The following is a 14824-nucleotide window of genomic DNA, read 5'->3' on the forward strand; positions in this document are numbered from 1 at the left end:
GGCCCACTCCCCCGTCGATCACCCCGCCGCACCCGACGGGGTTTCAGTATCACACTGGGCGGGTGCGCCCCTCCCAGTAAGGCTCCCGCAGCCGCCGCTTGTACAGCTTGCCGTTGGGGTCGCGGGGCATCTCGGCGATGAAGTCGACGGACTTGGGGCGCTTGTAGCCGGCCAGACGGTCGGCGCAGTGGGCGAGGAGGGCGGCGGCGAGGTCCGCTCCCGGTGTGTGGCCGGGGGCCGGTTCGACGACCGCCTTGACCTCCTCGCCCCAGTCGTCGTGCGGGATCCCGAAGGCGGCGGCGTCGGCGACGGCCGGGTGGGAGAGGAGGGCGGACTCGATCTCGGCCGGGTAGATGTTGACGCCGCCCGAGATGATCATGTCGATCTTGCGGTCGCGCAGGAAGAGATAGCCCTCCTCGTCGAGGACGCCGAGGTCGCCGACGGTGAAGAAGTCCCCGATGCGGTTCTTCCTCGTCTTCGCCTCGTCCTTGTGGTACGCGAATCCGCCGGTGCTCATCTTCATGTAGACCGTGCCGAGTTCACCGGCCGGGAGGCGGTTGCCGTCGTCGTCGAAGATCGCCAACTCGCTGATGGGCCAGGCCTTTCCGACGGTGCCGGGCTTCTTCAGCCAGTCCTCCGCCGTGGCGAAGGCGCCGCCGCCCTCGCTGGCCGCGTAGTACTCCTCCACGCAGTCGCCCCACCAGTCGATCATCGCCCGCTTGACGTGGTCCGGGCAGGGCGCTGCGCCGTGGATGGCGTGCCGCATGGACGAGACGTCGTACGCCTGCCTGGTGGCCTCCGGGAGGGCGAGGAGCCGGTGGAACTGGGTGGGGACCATGTGGGTGTGGGTGCAGTGTCGGGTGTCGATGAGGCGGAGCATCTCCTCGGGGGTCCACTTGTCCATCAGGACGAGGCGGTGGCCGATGTGCAGGGAGGATCCCGCGAACTGGAGGACCGCCGTGTGGTACAGCGGTGAGCAGACCAGGTGCACGTTGTCGTCGAACGGCCGGACGCCGAAGAAGCCGAGGAAGCCGCCCAGGTAGGCCTCCTCGGGGAGCTTGCCGGGCAGCGGGCGCCGGATGCCGCGCGGGCGGCCCGTCGTGCCGGAGGTGTAGTTCATGACCCAGCCGAGGGTGCGGTCCTCGGGCGCCGACTCCGGTTGTCCGTCGAGGAGTTCGGGGTACGGGCGGAAGCCCTCGATCGCGCCGACGGCGTACCGGTGGCTCGTGGGCAGGGCGGCCTCGTCGGCGGCGCGGCGGACCTCGTCGGCGAAGCGCTCGTGCGCGATGAGGACCTTGGCGCCGGAGTCGGAGACGATCCAGGCGATCTCCGGGGCGACGAAGTGGTGGTTGACGGGGACGAGGTAGAACCCGGCCTGGGTGGCGGCGAGATGGGCGGTGAAGAACTCGGCCGAGTTGGGCAGGACGACGGCGAAGGCGTCGCCGCGTTCCATCCCGGCCGCGCGCAGCCCGTGCACGAGTCGGTTGGCGGCGGCGTGCAGGCGTCCGGCGGTCCACTCCTCGCCGTCGGGGGCGACCAGGACCAGGCGGTCGGGGTCGGCGGTGGCCTGGGCCCAGAAGCCCGCGGGGGGTGTGCTCGTGCTCGTCACTGGCCGCTCCTTCCGGCGATGCGGTTGACGCGGTCCACGGCCTGCTCGAAGCCGCGGGTGAGGTCGTCGAAGACCGCCTGGACGCCGCGGACTTCGTTCATCCGGCCGACGATCTGCCCGACGGGCGTGCCGAGCAGCGGGTCGACCTCGTACTTCTGGATGCGGGAGACCGCCTCCGCGACGAGCAGGCCCTGGAGGGGCATGGGGAGGGTGCCGGGTCCGTCGGGATCGTCCCAGGCGTCGGTCCATTCGGTACGCAGCTGGCGTGCGGGTTTCCCGGTGAGGGCGCGGGAGCGGACCGTGTCGCCGGAGCCTGCCGCGAGGAGTTTGCGGGTGAGGGCGGACGAGTGCAGGTCGGCCTCGGCGACGGTCAGCCAGAGGGAACCGAGCCAGACGCCCTGGGCGCCGAGCGCGAGGGCCGCGGCGACCTGCCGTCCGCTGCCGATGCCGCCGGCCGCGAGGACGGGCAGCGGGTCGACGGCGTCCACGACCTCCGGGGTGAGCACCATCGAGGCGATCTCACCGGTGTGCCCGCCGGCCTCGTAGCCCTGTGCCACGACGATGTCGATGCCCGCCTCCTGGTGCTTGCGGGCGTGCCGGGCGCTGCCGGCGAGCGCGGCGACCAGCACGTTCTGCTCGTGGGCGCGGGCGACGACGTCGGCGGGCGGGGAGCCCAGGGCGTTGGCGAGGAGCCGGATCGGGTAGTCGAAGGCGACGTCGAGCTGGCTGCGGGCGACCTGCTCCATCCAGCCCGTGATCCGCCAGCCGGAGGCCTCGCCCTCGGCCAGTTCGGGGACGCCGTACTTGGCGAGGGTGTCCTGTACGAACTGCCGGTGATCCTCGGGGATCATCGCCTCGACGTCGGCCTCGGTGACGCCCTCCACTTTTTTCGCGGGCATCACGACGTCGAGTCCGTACGGCCGTCCGTCGACATGCGCCTCGATCCAGTCGAGGTCGCGTTTGAGGTCGTCGGGGGCGGTGTAGCGGACCGCGCCGAGCACGCCGAAGCCGCCGGCGCGGCTGATGGCCGCGGCGACGGCGGGGAACGGCGTGAAGCCGAAGACGGCGTGCTCGATTCCCAGTTGATTGCTCAGCTCCGTCTGCATGGGCGCAGGATGCCGCAGTCCTCCGAACGACGGAAGGGTTTTTCTGATAGACCGTCAGATTCTTGCGCCGGACTCGTTGTCGAGCCGCTGGGTGCCGATGACGGACAGCAGCCGCAGGGCCTCCTCGGCGGGCGAGCCGGGGGCGGCGGTGTAGATGACGACCCGCTGGTCCTGGTCGGCGATGTCGAGGACGTCGCAGTTGACGGTGATCACGCCGACGACGGGGTGGTCGAAGGTCTTGCGCAGGGCGGGCGGCGGGGTCACCTCGTGGGCGGCCCACAGCTCGGCGAACGCGCGGCTCCCGGAGCGGAGTTCGCGGACCAGCCCGGTCAGCTCGGGGTCGTCGGGGTAGCGGGCCGCGGCGGCGCGCAGATGCAGGGCGACCGTCCGCGCGAACGCGGCGGCCCCGGCCGGGTCGCGCAGCCGGACGCCTGCGCCGTCCGGCCGGAGGAAGGTCCGCCGGGCGAGGTTGCGGTCGCGGCGCGGCAGGGCGGAGAAGTCGGCCGCCATCAGCGCGGCGCCCAGGCCGTTCCAGGCGATGACCTCGTAGGCGGCCGACAGGACGATCACGGCGGCCTGCGGCAGCCGGTCGAGGAGGTCGACGATGCTCTGCCGCACCTCGCGCGAGGGACCGGGCGGCGGTCCCTGCGGGGTGCCCGCGAGGTGGTGGAGGTGGTCGCGTTCGGCGTCCGACAGGCGCAGGGCGCGGGCGACCTGCGCGAGCACCTCGCGGGAGGGGCGCGGGGCGCGGGCCTGTTCCAGGCGGGTGTAGTACTCGGTGGAGATGTACGCCAGCTGCGCCACCTCCTCGCGCCGCAGCCCCGGCGTACGGCGCCGCCGCCCGGCGGGGAACCCCACGTCGGCGGGGGTGATGCGTTCGCGTCGACCGCGCAGGAAATCGGCCAGTTGTCGTCGGTCCACGCCTCCAGTGTGCGGCGGGGCGGGTGGGCGCAGCCAGGTACCGCCGGTGCCTGGTTGGGCCCGGCGGAAGGACACAGGCTCGACGGCATGAACAACACCTCACTCACGACCCCGGGGCTGCTCACCGACAAGGTCGCCTTCATCACCGGCGCCGGCCGGGGCATCGGCGCGGCTGCCGCCCGGCTGTTCGCCCGCGAGGGCGCCCGGGTGCTCCTCGCCTCCCGCACCGAGGCCCAGCTGAAGGCGGTCACCGAGGAGATCCGCGCGGCCGGCGGCACCGCCGACCACATCCGCTGCGACGTCGCCGACGCGGTGAGCGTGCGGGCCGCCGTGGACCGGGCGGTCGAGCTGTACGGCAGGCTCGACGTCGCCTTCAACAACGCGGCCGTCGCCCAGTCGGCGCCCGGCCCGATGGACGAGATGTCCGAGGCCGAGTTCGACCGCCTGTACGCGGTCAACCTCAAGGGCCCCTGGCTGGCCATGAACGCCGAGATCGCCGCGATCCGGGCCACCGCGGGCAGCGGGGCCATCGTGAACACGTCGAGCGTCGGCAGCCTCGGGGCCAACCCGGCGCTGCCCGCGTACGGCGCGGGGAAGCGGGCGCTGAACAGCCTGACCGCGTCGGCGGCGGCGACGTACGGCCCGGAGGGCATCCGGGTGAACGCCATCGCCCCCGGCACCACGCTCACCGAGATGATCCAGGAGTGGGAGGCGAAGTCCCCCGGGATCGTCGGCCTCCTCAACGCGCAGACGCCGCTGCGGCGGGCTGCCGCACCCGAGGAGGTCGCCGAGGCGGCGGCTTGGCTGCTCAGCGACCGGGCGTCCTATGTGACGGGTACGGTCCTTCGGGTGGACGGGGGCATGCGGGCGTAGCGCTCAGCCGGCCTCCAGTACCGCCATCGCCGCGTTGTGGCCCGGTACGCCGCTCACGCCTCCGCCTCGTACCGCGCCCGCGCCGCACAGCAGGATGTTGGGGTGCGGGGTTTCCACCCCCCAGCGGCCGGTGTCCTCCTGGGCGTAGGGCCAGGAGAGGTCGCGGTGGAAGATGTTGCCGCCGGGCAGGCCCAGGTCGCGTTCCAGGTCGAGCGGGGACTTCGCCTCGATGCAGGGACGGCCGTCGGCGTCGGTGGCGAGGCAGTCGGCGAGCGGCTCGGCGAGGTGGGCGTCGAGCTGGGCGAGGGTGGCCTTGAGGAGTTCCTCGCGTACGGCGTCGTTGTGCCGCTCGAACAGGCGGGCCGGGGTGTGGAGGCCGAACAGGGTCAGGGTCTGGTAGCCCTGTGCCACCAGGTCCGGGCCGAGGATCGTCGGGTCGGTCAGGGAGTGGCAGTAGATCTCGGAGGGCGGGGCGGCGGGAAGTTCACCGGCGGCGGCCTGGGCGTGGGCGGCGGCGAGCTGTTCGTAGCCCTCCGCGATGTGGAAGGTGCCGGCGAACGCCTCGCGCGGGTCCACGGACGTGTCCCTCAGCCTCGGCAGCCGCTCGAGCAGCATGTTCACCTTCAGCTGGGCGCCCTCGGCGGGGGCGGGCGGTTCGCCGCCGGTGAGGGCGGCGAGCTGCTGCGGGGAGGCGTTCACGAGGACGTGCCGGGCGGCGGCGACGCCCTCGCCGTCGGCGGTGCGGTAGGTGACCTCGGCACCGCGGCCGTCGGTGGCGATGTGTACGGCCTCGTGGCCGGTGGCGATGACGGCACCGGCGTCCCGTGCCGCGGCGGCCAGCGCGTCCGTCAGGGCGCCCATGCCGCCGACGGGCACGTCCCAGGCGCCGGTGCCGCCGCCGATGACGTGGTAGAGGAAGCAGCGGTTCTGCTTGAGTGAGGGGTCGTGGGCGTCGGCGAAGGTGCCGATGAGGGCGTCGGTGAGGACCACGCCCCGGACCAGGTCGTCCGTGAAGCGCTCCTCGACGGCGACCCCGATCGGCTCCTCGAAGAGGGTCCGCCACGCCTCCTCGTCGTCGATGCGCAGGCGCAGTTCGTCACGGGTGGGCAGGGGCTCGGTGAGCGTGGGGAAGACCCGCTGGGCGACGCGGCCCGTCATGGCGTAGAAGCGCTGCCAGGCGGCGTACTCCCGCTCCCCGCCGGTCAGCCGGGCGAAGGCCGCCCGGGTCCGTTCCTCGCCGCCGCCGACGAGCAGCCCGGTCGGGCCGCCGTCACGCTCGACCGGGGTGTACGACGAGATGGTGCGCCCCTGGACGCGGAACCGCAGCCCCAGGTCCCGCACGATCTTCTGCGGGAGCAGGCTGACCAGGTAGGAGTAGCGCGACAGCCGGGCGTCGACCCCGGTGAAGGGGCGGGTGGAGACGGCGGCGCCGCCGGTGTGGTCGAGCCGTTCCAGCACCAGCACGGACCGGCCGGCCCGGGCCAGGTAGGCGGCGGCGACCAGGCCGTTGTGGCCGCCGCCGACGACGACGGCGTCGTAGGTGTGGTGTCCCTCGTGTGCAGGCATGGTTCTTCGTAACACGATCCACTGCGTGTCGAACACGAGGGGGGACCCGATGGGCACCGAGCCGGGCCACACGGCCGCACTGCTGGTCAACCGGCGGGGACAGTACCTGCTGCATCTGCGTGACGCGTACAAACCGATCTTCGACCCGGGCACGTGGTCGCTGCCCGGCGGTGCGCTGGAGGGGGACGAGACGCCGGAGGAGGGGATCGCGCGGGAGCTCCTCGAGGAGACGGGGCTGGTGATCGAGGGGATGACCCGTTTCATGGTCATCGACGACACCACGGTGTTCCTGGGGAGTTGGGAGGGCGATCCCTCCCGGCTGCCGGTCACCGAGGGCATCATGTTCGCCTTCTTCGACGTGGCGACCACCGCATACCTGACGATCGCGCCATGGGCGGCCGAGGTGCTCGCCCGGCACCGGGGCGACGGGACCGTGCGGGTGCGGCGGACCGTGCCCAACGTCGTCGGCGTCCATCTCTATCTGGAGCGCGACGGCAGGATCCTGCTCGGCCTGCGCCACCCGGACGCCGAGTTCGCGCCCCTGACCCACCACTTCCTGGCCGGGCACTGCGAACGGGAGTCGGCCGTCGCCTGTCTGGTCCGGGAGGCCCGGGAGGAGGCCGGGCTGGAGATCGACGCGGCGGACGTGGAACTGGCGCACGTCGTCCACGCCCACGGCCCGCGCCCCCGCCTCCAGCTCGTGTTCCGCGCCGCACGCTGGCGGGGCGAGCCGCGCCTGCTGGAGCCGGACAAGTGCGTCAGCTGGGACTGGTGGCCCCTGGACGCGCTCCCCGACCCGATGGTCGGCTACGCACGGGAGGCGATCGACGGAATCCGCACCGGCCGGCACTACACGGAACTCGGCTGGCCCTGACCCGCCTCACGCGGGCCCGCGGGTAGTCCCGCCGAGCCCGCGCTCACCCTCCGTCCGCCGCGCGGCGTTCCCGAAGTGCCGCCAGGCTGCGGCGCAGGGCCGTCGCGTCGGCGGTTCGGCCGAGGCGTTCCAGGCAGTGGGCCTCGTCGCCGCGGGCGGTGAGGGTGTCGGGGTGGTCCGGGCCCAGGAGGCGTTCGCGGGCCGTGGCGACGCGGCGGTACTCGGTCAGGGCGTCGGCCCAACGGGCCAGCCAGCCCAGGCCGACGGCGACCTCGCGGCGGGAGACCAGGGTGTCCGGATGGTCGGGGCCCAGTACCTGCTCGCGGAGCGCGCACACGTCCCGGGACTCGGCGAGGGCCTCCTCCCAGCGGCCCAGGCGGCCGAGGTTGACGCCGAGTCCGTGGCGGGCGCGGAGGGTCTCGGGGTCGGTGGGACCGCTCACCCGGGTGCGGTCGTCGACCAGGGCGCGGTAGTGCTGGAGTGCCTCCGCGCTGCGGCCGAGCCGGCCCAGGCTGATGCCGGTCTCGTAGCGGGCGGCGAGGGTGTCGGGATGGTCGGGGCCGAGCGCGCGGGCGCGGGCCCCGGCGACCTCACGGTAGGTCTCCAGGGCTTCCGGCCAGCGGCCCAACTGGCCCAGGGCATAGGCGACTTCGTAGCGGGTGAGGAGGGTGTCCGGGTGGTCGGGGCCCAGGGTCCGGGACCGTGCGTCGGCCACCTCCCGCGCCATGCGGTACGACTCCTCGAGGCGCCCGAGCCTGCTGAGGTTGAAGGCGAGGTTGTGGCGGCAGCGCAGGGTGTCGGGGTGGTCGGCGCCGGCCGTGCGCTCCCGTGCCGCGAGGACCGCCGTGTAGATCTGGTGGGCGTCGAAGTGACGGCCGAGGCGGCCGAGGACGTAGGCCGTCTCCTGGCGGGCGGCGAGGGTGTCCGGGTGGTCGGCGCCGAGGGTGCGGGTGCGGGCGACGGCCACGTCCTGGTACTCGCGCAGGGCGTCGGCGGCGCGGCCGGTGCGGCTGAGCGTGTGGGCGACCTCGTAGCGGCTGGCGAGGGTGTCGGGGTGGTCGGGGCCGAGGAGGTGGGAGCGTTCGGCGGCGACCGCGCGGTGTGCCTCCCCGGCTTCGGTCCAGCGGCCGAGCCGGCCGAGGCTGAGGCCGGCGTTGTGGCGGGCGGCGAGCGCGATGAGCGTCCGCGCGGAGGGGGCGTCCGGGACGGGTGCCGTCGGCGCCGCGCCGAGGGCGGGGCGGGGGATCCACTCGCCGGTCAGGGCCGCGCCGGCGTCGAGGGCCGCGGTGGGCAGACCCGTGCCGGTCGTACCGGTCGCTCCGATCGCCTTGTGGCCGGTGGTCATCCCACGGGTCCAGGACGGCAGCCGCGCCGGGGCGGCCGGGGGGACTTCCGGCCCTGCGGTCATTCCGCTCGTCCAGGACGGCAGCCGCTCGGCGGACTCCGGGCGGGTGGTGACCAGGGCCGGCAGGGCGGCGGGCGTGGTCCGGCCCTCGGTGATGCGGCGGCCCAGTTCCCGTGCGTCGTACGGCCGTCCGCCCGGTGTCTTCGCCAGCAGGTCGAGGATGATCCGGTCGAGGTAGTCGGGCAGGTCGGCCCGGTGCTCGCGGGCGGGCCGGGGCGGGGTGTCGCGGTGCCCGATGAGGATCGCCCAGGGGTCGTCGAGGTCGAACGGCGGTGCCCCGGTGGCGAGTTCGTACAGGACGCAGCCCAGCGAGTACAGGTCGCTGCGCTGGTCGACCTCGTCCCCGCCGATCTGCTCGGGGGACATGTAGTGCGGGGTGCCCATCGCGATGCCGGTGCCGGTGAGGCGGGAGGTGAAGCCGATGTCGTGGCCGAGGCGGGCGATGCCGAAGTCGCAGATCTTCACGGTGCCGTCGGCGAGCCGCACGATGTTCGCCGGTTTCAGGTCGCGGTGCACGATGCCCTGCCGGTGGGTGTAGGCGAGGGCGGCGGCGACCTGGTCGGCGATCTCGACCACGTCCGGGACGGGCAGCGGCCGGCGCTCGTTGTCGTCGAGGAGCTGGCACAGGTTGAGGCCGTCGAGGAGCTCCATCACCAGGAAGAGGACGCCGTCGGACTCGCCGAAGTCGTGCACCACGGTGATCCCGCGGTGCTGGAGCGCGGCGGCCACCCGGGCCTCGCGCCGGAACCGTTCACGCAGCACGCGCGCGAAGGCGGGATCGTGGTGCGGGCCGAGCGGTTTGAGACACTTCACCGCGACCAGCCGGCCGAGGGACTCGTCGCGCGAACGCCACACCTCGCCCATACCGCCGCGCCCGATCAGCTCGAGGAGCCGGTACCGGTCCTGGAGCAGCCTGCTGTCCGCCATAGTGTGCCGCCCCCGTGATGTCCGGCCCTCCCCTGGCTCGTCCAGTATGACGGTCTATCGTCCGACTTTGTACGGGGCCGGGCGGGCTTCCGGGCCGAGTCTCGCCATGGCGCGCAGTATGTGCTTGGGCGGGAGTTGCCAGCGCACCCGCGCGGGAACCCAGCGCAGCAGGGTGCCGGCGGCGCGCAAATCCCGGGTGACGGTCGCGGGTCGCGGCGCGCGTCTGCCGTACAGCTCGTGGGCGTACGGCGGCAGGGAGGCGTACGCCAACCGCGCCACGCGCCGCCACACCAGTGCGCGCGCCGGGACGAGCAGGGGGTGCGTCGGCGGGCGGAGCAGGAAGTCGTCCACCGCGCGTGCGTCCGCTCCCACGGCGAGTTCGGGGCGCGTCTTCGCGAAGTACGCCGCCAGCTCGGCCCGGTCGGTGGGTACGCCTTCCGGGTCCAGGCCCACCAGGCGCGCGCTGACCCGGTGTTCGGACAGGTACCGGTCGACGGCGGCGTCGGTGAGGGGATAGCCGGAGCGGCGCAGGACGTGCACATAGGAGTCGATCTCGGCGCAGTGCACCCACAGCAGCAGCTCGGGTTCGTCCACCGGGTACCGCTCGCCGGTGTCGGGGTCGGTGGCCGAGAGCATGCGGTGGATCTTGCGGACGCGGGCGCCGGCCTTCTCGGCGGCCTCACTCGTGCCGTACGTCGTGGTGCCGACGAAGTTCGCGATGCTCATGAGCCGGCCCCAGGCGTCGCGCCGGAAGTCGGAGTTCTCCATGACCCCGCGCACGGCACGGGGGTGGAGCGCCTGGAGGTAGAGCGCGCGGATACCGGCGACCCACATCATCGGGTCACCGTGCGCCTGCCAGGCCACGGACTCGACGCCGAACAGTCCTTCGTCGCGCGTCATGCCGGCCGTCGTGACCACAGCCGCCCCGCGCATCGGTTCGGATTCGTGGACCTTTCTGCCCCGCACTGCAAAGTCGCCCCCTCCGCCTCCGCCTGCCGCAACGGCACCCCCCTTCCGCGGATCCTTCCCAGGGCGCCGAAGCCGAACCAACGGCGGCGCGTCAACCGAGGGGTTCCTGGGGCCGCCGTCCCGGTGCACGGGCCGCCAGCGCCTCCAGCAGAAGGTCGACCGCCTCCTCGAAGGAGCTGTCCCGCATGGTGTGCAGTTCCTGGCGCACGGCGGTCAGCGCGGGATGCGAGACGGGGTCCAGCCCCTGGTAGACCTCGCTCCATGCCTGGTGATCGGACTCACGCTGCTGTGGCGGGAGTGCCTGGAACGCGGCGTCCATGGCCGCGTGGCCGAGCACGGTGTCGATGAACGTCAGATACAGGCGCGCCGCATCGGCCGGTCCGAAACCCGCGGAGAGCAGCAGGCCGATCCCGGTCTCCACCGCGCGGATCTCGTTCTCGCGGCGGGTCACCCGGTAGGAGGCGAAGGCTGCGGCGCGGGGGTGTGCGAGGTATCCGGCGCGGACCCGCACGGCCATCTCGCGCAGTGCGGCCACCCAGTCGTCCCCGGGGGCGAAGCCCGCCATGGCGTCGCCGATGATGCGGTCGGCGACGGCGAGGACCAGGTCGTCGGTGCCGTGGAAGTAGCGGTAGAGGGCGCTGGGGTCGCAGCCGAGGGCGGTGCCGAGCCGACGCACGCTGAGCGCCTCCGGACCGTGCTCGCCGATCAGCCGCAGGGCGGTCTCCACGATCAGTTCCTCCGACAGCAGCACTCCCGAGCGGGTGGGCCGACGGCGTCTGCGCTCCTGCGGGACTCGGGTGGTCATTGCGGGGCTCCTGTCGGTCGGGGCGGCGTACCGGCAGTGAAGGGGACCGCCACCCTTATGTCAACGGGATTGACGCAAGACGGACACCAGGTGTTCCATCACAGTCCCGCGCGGCTCTTCCCCCGTCCCCTCCCCGCGAGGAGCCCTTCATGCCGTCCCCGTCTCCGTCTCCCCAGCCCTCCACACCGGCCCAGCCGGCCACGCCGTCCGGCGGGCCGGGCACCGGACTGCGCCGTTCCCTCGGTGTCGTCGACGGTGTCGCCATCGCCGCCTCCAGCACCGCGGCCACCACCAGTATCGCCATCGGCATGGGCACGGTCGCCACCATCGTGGGCCTGCAGGCCCCGGCACTCCTGCTCCTCGCCTTCCTGCCCGTGCTCGGTATCGCCACCGCCTACGCCCGCCTCAACAGATCCGAACCCAACTGCGGCAACGGCTACACCTGGGTCGGCAAGACCCTCGGCCCCTGGCCCGGCTTCCTGACCGGATGGGTCACCGTCGTCGGTTCGGTGATCTTCTGTGCCTACACCAGCGCGGTCATGGGCTCGGTCGTCCTGATCTTCGCCAACAAGGCCGGCCTGCACACCCTGGCGGGCGTCGCCCTCGATCCCGCGTCCACCGGCGTCAGTACGGCCGTCGGGCTGGTTCTCCTGCTCGGTCTGACCGCCCTCGCCGTCACCGGCACGCGCGCCACCACCCGTTTCCAGTTCACGCTGCTGGTCTTCGAGTACGCCGTGCTGCTGGGGTTCTGCGGCTGGGCCCTCGTCACCGGCGACCAGTCCTTCTCCTTCTCCTGGTTCAACCCCTTCGAGATCGCCGACGGCACCGCCTTCGCCCAGGGCATGGTGCTCGCGGTGTTCTTCTTCTGGGGCTGGGACGCCGCCTTCAGCGTCACCGAGGAGACCAGGAAGCCGGACGACGCGGCACGCGGCGGCCTGATCGCGCTGTTCGCGATGCTCGGCCTGTTCCTCTTCGCCTCGGTCGCCTTCCAGCGGGAGATGAGTCTCACCGAACTCATCGAGAACGGCCCGCAGGCCCTGCCGTACCTCGCGCAGAAGGTGGCCGCCGAACCCTGGGCCACGCTGCCCGTGGTCGCCCTGATGTTCTCGGCCGCGGCCTCCGTGCAGTCCACCCTGATCCCCACGGCGCGCGGGCTGCTCGCCATGGGCCGGGACCGCACCATGGGGCCGGTGTGGACCCGGGTGCACCCGCGGTACGGCACCCCCGCCGCCGGCACGGTCGTGGTGCTGGCCATCGCCTCCGCGATCGCCCTGCTGGCCGTCGCCCTGCCCCGGCTGAGCGACATGCTGCTGGCCGCCGTCAACGCCATCGGCCTGCTCGTCGCCCTCTACTACGGTCTCACCGCGCTGGCGTGCGCCGTCCGCTTCCGGTCCGCCGGGCGGGAAGGGCTGCGGACGGCGGTGCTCGCCGTGGGCGTGCCCGCCGTGTCCGGTCTGGTGCTGCTGGGGCTCGGCGGCTATCTCGGATACTCGTACCTGACCATGAGCGACCACTTCGAACTGAGCCCCGACAACGGCTGGTTCATGTTCTCCCTGCCCGCCGTCATCGTCCTCGCCGGGCTCGGCATGGCCGCGGTGGCCAAGTACGTCCGCCGGTCGCCGTACTTCGCGACCGGACGCGGCACCGACGCCGAGGCCATCGTCCTGCCCATGGACCGCACGGCCGTCTGAGCGCAGCGCCCGTTCCCGTCAGCCTTCCCCTCCCCGGAGTTCCCCCCATGCCGCAGTCCCAGGTCACGGGCCCCGCCGATCTCGTCCTCACCGGCGGGCCCGTCCACACCGTCGATCCCGCCCGCAGCCGTGCCACCGCCGTGGCCGTGCACGGCGGACGGATCACGGCCGTCGGCCATGACGAGGTGCACGCACTGGTCGGCCCCGGCACCGAGGTCGTCGACCTCGCCGGAAAGCTGCTGCTGCCCGGCTTCCAGGACGCCCATGTGCACCCGCAGGGCGCCGGCCTGGAACTCGGCCTGTGCCATCTCGCCGACACCGTCGACCCCGCCGAGTACCTGCGGCGGATCCGGAAGTACGCCGACGAGAACCCGGACGCCGCATGGATCACCGGCGGCGGCTGGTCCCTTGAGGCGTTCCCCGGCGGCGCCCCCACCGCCGCGGCCCTCGACGCGGTCGTCCCCGAGCGGCCGGTCTTCCTGCCCAACCGGGACCACCACGGCGCCTGGGTCAACACCCTGGCGCTGGAGCGGGCCGGCATCGACGCCCGCACCCCCGACCCGGCCGACGGCCGCATCGAACGCGACGCCGACGGCAACCCGACCGGCATGCTCCAGGAGGGCGCCGTCCATCTCGTGGGCCGGCTGGTACCCGTCCCCACGCCCGAGGAACAGCTGGCCGCCCTGCTGCGCGCCCAGGCCGTGCTGCACTCGCACGGTGTCACCGCCTGGCAGGACGCCATCGTCGGCGCCTACGCCAACATGACCGACCCGGCACCCTCCTACCGCGTGGCCCTGGACCGGGGACTGCTCACCGCCCGCGTCGTCGGCGCGCTGTGGTGGGACCGCGAACGCGGTGCCGAGCAGATCCCCGAACTCGTCGCGCGACGCGCGGAGTTGAGCACCGGCCGGTTCCGCGCCGGCACGGTGAAGATCATGCAGGACGGCATCGCCGAGAACCACACCGCGGCCATGCTCGACCCGTACCTCACCGGCTGCGGCTGCGCCTCGGACACCAGCGGCATCAGCTTCGTCGAACCCCGCGAGCTGAGGAAGTACGTCACCGAACTCGACGCGCTCGGCTTCCAGGTCCACTTCCACGCCCTCGGCGACCGCGCGGTGCGCGAGGCGCTCGACGCGGTCGAGGCCGCCCGTACCGCGAACGGGCAGCGGGACACCCGCCACCACCTGGCGCACCTCCAGGTCGTCCACCCCCACGACGTACGACGCTTCCGGGCACTCGGCGCCACCGCCAACCTGCAGATGCTGTGGGCCGCCCACGAACCGCAGATGGACGAACTCACCCTGCCGTTCCTGGGCCCCGAACGCGGCGCCCGGCAGTATCCCTTCGGTGACCTGCTCCGCGCGGGAGCGACGCTCGCCGCCGGCAGCGACTGGCCGGTCAGCAGCCCCGACCCGCTCCAGGCCATCCATGTCGCCGTCAACCGGATCTCCCCGGACGCCCCCGAGGGCACCCCGCGGTTCCTTCCCGGACAACGCCTCGACCTGGGCGCCGCCCTCGCCGCGTACACAGCGGGCAGCGCCCATGTGAACCACCTCGACGCCGTCACCGGCAGCATCACCGTCGGCAAGGCCGCCGACCTGGTCGTCCTCGACCGGGACCCGTTCACGGGGCCGCCCGAGGAAATCACGGCCACCCGGGTCCTCGAGACCTTCGTGGCGGGGGAACGCGTCCACGCGGCTCCCGACGCCTGACGGCACGGTGATGAACCTCGCGCGGTCGGCCGCCCGCCGTCGTGATGTCGGCTGCGCCGGTCTCACCCCGTCCGCCCTTCGTGCTCCCGCACGGTGGGCGGCACGGCGGCTGGTGCTGGAAGCGCGTGGCCGCCGCGCTGCGGCGGGCCGGTCACACGGTGGACACGCCCACGCTGACGGGTCTCGGCGAGCGAGCGCATCTGCTGAGTCCGGAGATCGGCCTGGACACCCACGTGCAGGACCCCACAGCTACGCCGATGATCCCGAGTTCCTCGCGTCCTGCACGCGACGCACGACGCCATGGTCACGGCGCCCGAAGCGGTGACCGAACTGCTCCTCGACGCGGTGGACCCGTGAGTGCGG

General features: G+C 73.1%; 11 protein-coding genes. 4 read left to right on the top strand and 7 right to left on the bottom strand.

Annotated elements, in window-relative coordinates:
- Positions 1-49: 49 nt before the first annotated feature.
- The 3 genes from ACFPIH_RS16020 to ACFPIH_RS16030 are packed head-to-tail and all read right to left on the bottom strand — an operon-like array spanning position 50 to position 3636.
- Positions 50-1609: an acyl-CoA synthetase gene (locus ACFPIH_RS16020; RefSeq protein WP_381172462.1), complete on the bottom strand. Its 1560-nt coding sequence runs from the start codon at positions 1607-1609 to the stop codon at positions 50-52.
- Positions 1606-2715 (bottom strand): NAD(P)H-dependent flavin oxidoreductase, encoded by a 1110-nt coding sequence (locus ACFPIH_RS16025; protein WP_381172460.1) that lies wholly within the window; start codon positions 2713-2715, stop codon positions 1606-1608. Before ACFPIH_RS16025 ends, ACFPIH_RS16020 begins: the two co-directional genes overlap by 4 nt.
- A gap of 54 nt (positions 2716-2769) precedes the next feature.
- Complete coding sequence (locus ACFPIH_RS16030; protein ID WP_381172458.1) at positions 2770-3636, bottom strand: helix-turn-helix transcriptional regulator; 867 nt, start codon at positions 3634-3636, stop codon at positions 2770-2772.
- Positions 3637-3723: 87 nt separating this feature from the next.
- Between ACFPIH_RS16030 and ACFPIH_RS16035 the strand changes: the two genes are divergently transcribed.
- Complete coding sequence (locus ACFPIH_RS16035) at positions 3724-4509, top strand: SDR family NAD(P)-dependent oxidoreductase (protein WP_381172456.1); 786 nt, start codon at positions 3724-3726, stop codon at positions 4507-4509.
- Positions 4510-4512: 3 nt separating this feature from the next.
- Here the strand turns inward: ACFPIH_RS16035 and ACFPIH_RS16040 are convergent, their stop codons facing one another.
- Positions 4513-6075, bottom strand: a complete 1563-nt coding sequence (locus tag ACFPIH_RS16040) for a phytoene desaturase family protein (RefSeq protein ID WP_381172454.1) — start codon at positions 6073-6075, stop codon at positions 4513-4515.
- 25 nt (positions 6076-6100) lie between these two features.
- Here ACFPIH_RS16040 and ACFPIH_RS16045 point away from each other — a divergent pair, with 25 nt between their 5' ends.
- Positions 6101-6949 carry an NUDIX hydrolase gene (locus ACFPIH_RS16045; RefSeq protein ID WP_381172452.1) on the top strand — a complete coding sequence of 283 codons (849 nt, stop codon included), beginning with the start codon at positions 6101-6103 and terminating at the stop codon, positions 6947-6949.
- A gap of 43 nt (positions 6950-6992) precedes the next feature.
- Here the strand turns inward: ACFPIH_RS16045 and ACFPIH_RS16050 are convergent, their stop codons facing one another.
- From ACFPIH_RS16050 to ACFPIH_RS16060, 3 genes are all read right to left on the bottom strand, one after another.
- On the bottom strand, positions 6993-9281 hold the full coding sequence (locus tag ACFPIH_RS16050) for a serine/threonine-protein kinase (protein WP_381172449.1): 2289 nt from the start codon (positions 9279-9281) through the stop codon (positions 6993-6995).
- A gap of 54 nt (positions 9282-9335) precedes the next feature.
- Positions 9336-10181 carry an oxygenase MpaB family protein gene (locus ACFPIH_RS16055; protein ID WP_381172446.1) on the bottom strand — a complete coding sequence of 282 codons (846 nt, stop codon included), beginning with the start codon at positions 10179-10181 and terminating at the stop codon, positions 9336-9338.
- A gap of 160 nt (positions 10182-10341) precedes the next feature.
- Positions 10342-11055 carry a TetR/AcrR family transcriptional regulator gene (locus tag ACFPIH_RS16060; protein ID WP_381172444.1) on the bottom strand — a complete coding sequence of 238 codons (714 nt, stop codon included), beginning with the start codon at positions 11053-11055 and terminating at the stop codon, positions 10342-10344.
- Positions 11056-11204: 149 nt separating this feature from the next.
- Here ACFPIH_RS16060 and ACFPIH_RS16065 point away from each other — a divergent pair, with 149 nt between their 5' ends.
- Positions 11205-12746: an APC family permease gene (locus tag ACFPIH_RS16065; protein WP_381172442.1), complete on the top strand. Its 1542-nt coding sequence runs from the start codon at positions 11205-11207 to the stop codon at positions 12744-12746.
- A 47-nt stretch (positions 12747-12793) separates the two neighbouring features.
- Positions 12794-14461 (top strand): amidohydrolase, encoded by a 1668-nt coding sequence (locus ACFPIH_RS16070; RefSeq protein WP_381172440.1) that lies wholly within the window; start codon positions 12794-12796, stop codon positions 14459-14461.
- Positions 14462-14824 lie beyond the last annotated feature (363 nt).

Origin of the sequence: Streptomyces vulcanius (genome assembly GCF_042653945.1) — a bacterium.
Lineage (GTDB): Bacteria > Actinomycetota > Actinomycetes > Streptomycetales > Streptomycetaceae > Streptomyces > Streptomyces mangrovi.